This is a genomic window from Microcoleus sp. PH2017_35_SFW_U_B (assembly GCF_020737865.1).
Classification (GTDB): domain Bacteria; phylum Cyanobacteriota; class Cyanobacteriia; order Cyanobacteriales; family Microcoleaceae; genus Microcoleus.
The window spans coordinates 1-6,999 of the sequence record NZ_JAEQDE010000175.1; the positions used below are offsets into that span (position 1 = coordinate 1).

A 6,999-nucleotide genomic window follows, 5' to 3' on the forward strand; every position below is an offset into this window, starting at 1 on the left:
TTGGGGCGACTCGATACAGAAAAAACTTATCTTTAACCAAGCTTGAATATATTGATCGCTCCTGCTCTTGGTTGGCAATCAATTATTCAGCAAGCCCTATTTAAAAGTCCTTTTCCCCACCTTCCTCTTCCACCAGCACCCCAAGCCAAAAGCTAAACCAACACCTGCGATCGTAGTAGGTTCCGGCACAGTTTCAGACTCAGACTCGTACTCATAGGCGAGAGTAAGCTTTGAGTCAGTCGTGACAGTGCCCGCGTAAGTGACCGTTGTAGGCGTTCCTAAAACTCTCACATTACCCATAGCCACAATACTAGCAGCAATTAAATCCCCCGCACATCCACTAAACATATTTAGGTACTGTGGCGAACTATAACTCCTTGAAACAATACCACTCGCACTCCCACCTCTAGCCCCCGCAGCCCCCGATTCAATACTCATTTCCGGCGGATTTACAAACAGACTCAAAACCAAATTCGGATCGGCTTTTAAACTCGGTAAATTCACAGCAATCTGAGCATTCGTTACCGCCGTACCAGTAAAATTGCTAGCAGGAACAATATTGATATCGCTGTTCACCGTTGACTCAACTTTCACATAAGCACTTAACAGCGTCCCCAAAAGCGAATTAAACTTAGGCAGCACCCCATTCAGCGTACTATTAACTGGCTGCTTCAAATTTACCGTATAAGTTTGCGTGAGAACAGCAGCTTGTACAGGAATTACCATCGAATTGAAAGCAGAAAAACCCAAAGCCCCAGAAACAACCGCTAATCCTAACTTTTGATATCCATTCATGGCGACACACTCCTAAATAATCACTTAACTTTCTCGCTTATTTGTTTAACTGCCAGACAGCAAGTTAAACTTATAAAAATCGATAAACGTCGGCATATTTTGCACCGCCCAATCAACAACAGCAGACAACAGATAACCTAAAACCCAGACCGTATAAGCTATGCTAAAAGGAGCATAAGCAGCCAAAGTCCAGCAGTCTGAAGGTTCTTCCCAAATCTGTTCTCGCCGCAGCAAACGATCGTAAAATTGAAAAGACCTCGATCGCAAATTGTTAATCCCAGTCAAAGCAACCAGCAAATAATAGCCATCAAACTTATTCAAAGGGTTGAGGTTAAAAACTACTGTGACAAGCGTTGCTACCATCAGCAAATAGCTAGCCAAATGCCATCCAGGGTTAGGCTTAGACAAAACCCAAACCCAAACCGAAAAAGCCCAGATAGCCACCTGCACCAACACGCCTGCTGCCACTACCAAAACGCGCTGTTTCCGCCTCACTAAACTATACTGATCTGTGGTATCTGTATAGCAGCCCGGTATCAAGCACAAAAACAACAGCCCGATTTCTGGGACAACACCACCGTAGTGCTTCAAAGTAAAAGCGTGACCTAATTCGTGCAGACAAACTACTACCATAATCAGTAGCACAAATGTTAACAGAGTTGTAATTTCCCCTGTAGCCCAAACCTGTTGATTGGAAGCAGAAACCTCGTCAGCCAAAGCCAGCCACACAGCCAGAGAAGCACTGATTAAAACACACAGAAAAAAGGCAAATTGCCAAGTCCAAATCCAGCGGAGTTTACCTGTGTGCTTGGTTAGCCAAGCATCGGGATTCAACAGGGGAATTTGGAAAGACAATAATTGCTGAATGTTGAATTTATTTTGGGGTGGTTTTGGAGGTTGGGTTCCCTCTAACATTCCCGTTTCTGCTAGCATCCGCAGCAAGTATTGTAAATCCTCCAAAGTAATGTCATAGATGTCTGCGATATCGCTGATCGGCTTCAAGCCCAATTCTTCCATTACCTCTTTGTCAGAATTGTCAACTTGCAAGCAAGTAACGCCTTCGGAGTTGCGGAGTATCCAATAGCCGTCTGGGTGCGGTATCCACAGTACCGTTGATTTGAGTTTAGGGCCATAAAGAATCGTTGGAGAATCTTCACTCGGATTTTGAGATATAGATTCCCCCTCTTCCTTAGTTAAGTCGGGACTTACGCACGGGTGGTCAGAAACCGGGTTTTTCACCAAATCTGTGGGCGACACGAAGTATTTTCGCAAAAAACCCGGTTTCTCGGCCCAAATGCGTAAGTCCTATACTCAATTAACTGCCTGGGTTTTCAAGGTCACTACTAAAAACGGGGGCTTCAGTGTATGGTCTGGCATTCAAAAGGCTTTCAAGTCCGCAAAAATAAAGGGGTTGAGAATTCTCCCCCAAAAACTCGTCGCCCACGAAAGACATTCATCCTGGAACGAATTATCACCCCCAGCGCCCTAGTTCCTGGTGGTGTGGATGACCATGACGCGCTGCACCAACTCCTCAACTCTCTATCGCTGCTCAGTTTTGACTTTTCAGACTGGGCCCAAAAATTTAATCACGCGAGCAATTTACATTTATTTGCAGATAGCGGTGCCGGTACTTGCCCAACTTCCCCCACCCCCGATGGCGACTTGCCGCCGATTATTGACTTTGACCCCTTGGGCTTGCACTCTCCACCACCACCAACACCAGGGCCTAACATTCAAGGGGCTTTTGATACCCTACCGCCCCCAATTATATTGCCCGTCGATCCGCCTGGAACCAATAATAAAGTACCTACCGATTTAGGTGGCGCTTACACATTTACAGCCAAAACAGCATCAGGTAATAACGATGCAGGTTCACCGAACCAATACACCTTTAGCATTACTAATTCCGAACTCAATTCCACAGCTTCGGACACTGTACTCGTCGGGATTTCAGTCGAATCAAAAGACGGGAGTCAGTTGCTCCCTGAACTGCCAGAAGTAGGTGGGCTGACACCGATTCTCACATCTAGCGATACAAATAGTACCTATTCTCTATTTGCCATCAAGCGTTCTGGCTTGAACCTGCTTAATTTGAGCGGTGCATCAAGTTCAACCAGTGGCGCGTATTCTCTACAACTCAACGTAGCAGGCGATATCAACGGTGACGGCCGAGTTGATGCCACTGACAGGCAACTGCTAGATAATGCTTTAGGGCGCAAGGTGACTGACCCCGGTTATACAATTGACCTCGACCTCAACCGGGATGGAAGCATTAACTCAGCAGACCAAACTCTTCTCAACAGCAACTTCGGCTTCATTGCCAACCGGCCGCCTGTCGCATCGCCATTTTCAACCAGTACCCATACAGAATTGGAGACAGTCATACCCTTAGTCGGTAAGGCAAGTGACCCCGAAGGCGACTCCATCTTCTACAACGCTCTCAATCCTGTTAACGGTACGGTGCTGTTCAATCCTAATACTAAGACGGCAACCTTCAAACCCGCGCCGGGATTCTCAGGTATTGCCAGCTTTGAATTGGCGGCCAGCGATGGCTTGAACTGGGGAGTACCAGCAAAAGTAACGGTTAACGTCAGCGGTGCACCGCTGCTTTCTTTGGACTTCGCCCAGCGTCGCCCCCAGCTTTATGCTGGAGAGAGTACAGAACTGACAGTTTTGGGCGACTTTGCCGACCAAAAAGGTGTAGTGCTGCCAGCTTCTTATTTGACATACACATCGTTAAACCCAGGGGTAGCACCCATTGACGCTTTTGGGAAAGTGACGGGGCTGGCTGACGGTACTTCAATTTTGAGCGCGAGTCGCAACAACCTGCAAGCCGTGACTGCGGCGCGAGTGGGCGAATTGCCGATTCCTGCTAACGATGACGAGTGGAATGCGCTACTAGCAGAGATTTACGGTTTGGATGTTTACCCGCAAGCCGTGACTTTAACAAAAGGAGTAAAGCGCTCATTACTGGTGGGAATTGAAGGTCTTACTGACTCTCCAGACCTAAAATTTGGCTCTACTGGCACTCGCTACTTCGTTAGCAACCCCAATGTATTGCAAGTAAATTCAGATGGTGTAATCACTGCTGTCGGTGAAGGAATTGCCAGCGTCACCGTCATTGACGGAGCAGCAGAAAAGGTGGTTCCAGTGCGGGTAAAAACGCCTTTGATGGGCCCGGCGATTTTGGGTGTTGATGGCGGAGTCGTGCAAGGCAGCGACGGCTCAATCGTCATGGTAGCTCCTAGTGCCTTAACCAAGGATACAACAGTCAACCTAACACCCCTTAGCAGCGAAGGCTTGCCACTGTCATTCCCCGACAGCATGGAGTTTGCTGGGGGGTTCAATTTAGAATTGGGCAACACCCCTTTGAAGATACCTGTCCAATTGGCAATTCCAGCCCCAGTTGGTGTGCCAATCGGCACCGAAGTTTTATTTATGCGGAAGGGGTCGCTGCCGGCTGGGGCTGATAGCTGGAACGAAACTTGGCTGATACAGGAATCAGGGGTAGTGGGTGCAGACGGCTTCATCCGCACCACTTCGCCACCTTTTCCAGGCGTGACACAAAGCGGTACTTATACAATTGGATTATTGCCCGCAGGAATGCCATCAGTCAGTTCAATTGTTAAGGCAGGCACAAAAGCAAATGCTGGGACAATTAACCTTTCGAGTAATCTCAACTTTGAGAATAGTTATTTAGGAGCAAAAACGGGTGGAATTGGTGCAGTCTCCGCCACAGAGAATCAATTCGAGGCGACAACATCACTATTAGCTTACTTGGCGCAATCTTCAAACAAGCCCCTGGAAATGATCGGAATTCCCAAAGTTGGGGAAACTGTCGTCACTACCGCTCAGGTACAACTGAATACACAAGGAGTTCCTACAGTCTCAGCATTTCTCTCTGGCCCGGACACTGGGCTAGCAGTTCCCCTCGAACCGCCGTCGCTGGAGTCGGTCCAACTGGAGTTCTCCAACAGCGAACCTGTGATATTCTTAACAGGCAGCAATTTCCTCAATGGACTCAACGGCAATCTGGGTGCGAGTTTCGGGGATTTGAATGTTGACTTTAAGGTGTCCGGTAAGAGTTACTCTGGCACTGTTGTGCCGGGACTCAGTAGTTCACTCGGAGAAAACCGCTATAAGGTGGCGGTCAAAGCTCCTATCAGCGTACCGCTGGGCGAGTCGGAAATAGTGCTGTCACGGCAGCAGAAAGAGCGTTTTGGCCCTGGCCCTCTTGATTCTGATGTGGTCAAGCGTTCCAGTTTTGAAGACCTCCAGCTAAAGCCTGTATTTTCTGATTTGATACTGGTAGCGCAGCGGTCTGCTGACAAAATTAGGGTAATTGACGCTCTCAGTTCAGTTCAGAGTCCGCCGGACCCGCAACAGAAGCCTCCCAAGGATTTGTCGGTGGGGACATCAAGCGTGACAGACCGTCCGGGACAGTTAGCTGTCACCAGTAATGCGACTCGCGCTTATGTACCTTTGGAATATACGGGGCGGGTGGCTGTGGTGGATTTGCTGACGCGGCGTCCGATTGATGCTGATGCTTCGACACCGGCTGTCGATGATATTATTTTGCCGAGTGGTGCATCTCCTGGGGCGATATCTATTGACCGCTGGAATAATTATGCTTACATCGCTGACTCAAAACGGGGAAGCATCTACATTCTGGATGTCAATCCTAACTCGGCAAGCTACAACCAGGTTGTCCAAACTATCTCGGTTGATGCTACGTCAGGGCTACGTCAGATTGCTATTAGTAGCGACGGGCATAAGCTGTTTACTACTGCGGTAAATGGTTCTATTTATGCTTTCAATATTAACCCAGAAGATCGGCCGAGTGTTCCGAATTCTAACCCAAGTAAGTGGCGCGAACTGATAGGAAAAGTTGCGACTCCGACAGGAGCTTTTGGATTGTCTGCAACTCCTGACCCGCTCAAAATGGTTTTTACCAATGGTAACACGGGGACAGACGGAAGCGGTTTTGGGGTGCTGACGGTGAGTGATGACCCGCTCAATTGGGCTCCCACAACTCTCTACACGAATTTAACGCTGACTAATAATAACAATGTCTTTGAGGTGAATGAGGGAGTGGCTGTAACGGTGACGGCTGATGGAAAGTATGCGTTTGTGGCGGGTCGTAACAGTAAAAAAATCATTGAAGTTGATGCCAATCCGCTGGCGGGGGGAAATATTGGGATTATTAAAGATCCGTTGGGGCCTAATCCGCAATTAGTTGCTGCTACTGAACCGGTGCCGGGAAGTTTAACTAATAATGTGGCTCTTTCGGGTGATGGGAAGTATCTAATTGGTTCTTATCCAACTCTCAGTGGCGGTGGAAGTGCTTACGTCTTTGATGTGGAGGAAATTATTAAGACTGTTGAAAATCCTGCTTACGCTTTGAAAACGCAGGCTGTTGAGAAGTTGAATCCGAATATCATACCAAAAGGTAATGTTCCGGCTGTGATTGCGATCGGTGGTAATCCTTTGGGGTTGATTGCTGCTGCTCCCGATGATCCATGCTTAACACTCATAGAGAAAATTATAGCTCTTGGTAAAGAGTTGAAAAAACGCTTCGACGATTTGCGCTTAGACGATCAGGATCTTTTTAATCGGCGTCGTGAAATCAGCGCTCCTCCCGTTCCGCGAATTCCTCCCTTATCGGGTCGTAGGACTACTGTGACTAGCGATCCCGGTTCTTGGGAGGGACATATAGTGCAGTACGATAAAGTGCAAAAAGAGTTGAAAAAATTGCTGGAGGATATGAAAAAACTGGACAATTGTGATGATTATGATCCGGATGGATACGGCGGGTCTACAATGCAGGATGCCTATGATCAAGCTGTGGAGTATAGTCAAAAACAACCTCCACAAGAGCCAGATATCAGAAACCGAAGTAGCTTACTGGCACGGGCAAATGAGCTTGGCGCACAGGTAAGAGACGGTGCTTTATGGGTAGCAGCGGGGGTAGGCGGAGCTGTTCTGATCGCATTGGAAGTAATTGCAAGGCTTCTAGGGTTAGACTTACGTTTTAGGCCTTGATAGACACGATCATTTATGACAAAACAGAACTGTTTGGAACTTGATTTTTCTTGGAAAGACATTGAAAGCTGGAATTACTTGAGAGCTTTGTCTTTACCAACTCTGCCTTGGGCGGCTCCTTTCCTACCGTTGCTGGGATTGCCAAATGCTCTATTAGAGCAA

The 6,999-nt window shown here is 47.7% G+C and carries 3 protein-coding genes; 1 reads left to right on the plus strand and 2 read right to left on the minus strand.

Features of this window, described 5'->3' with window-relative positions:
- Positions 1 to 96 precede the first annotated feature (96 nt).
- Positions 97 to 795, minus strand: coding sequence for a PEP-CTERM sorting domain-containing protein (locus JGK36_RS32915; RefSeq protein WP_293199308.1), 699 nt, complete (start codon positions 793 to 795; stop codon positions 97 to 99).
- Positions 796 to 840: 45 nt separating this feature from the next.
- Positions 841 to 2,052, minus strand: a complete 1,212-nt coding sequence (locus JGK36_RS32920; RefSeq protein WP_293199311.1) for a site-2 protease family protein — start codon at positions 2,050 to 2,052, stop codon at positions 841 to 843.
- A 108-nt stretch (positions 2,053 to 2,160) separates the two neighbouring features.
- Between JGK36_RS32920 and JGK36_RS32925 the strand changes: the two genes are divergently transcribed.
- A complete protein-coding gene (locus tag JGK36_RS32925) occupies positions 2,161 to 6,837 on the plus strand; it encodes a dockerin type I domain-containing protein (protein WP_293199314.1) in 4,677 nt (1,558 codons plus the stop codon).
- Positions 6,838 to 6,999 lie beyond the last annotated feature (162 nt).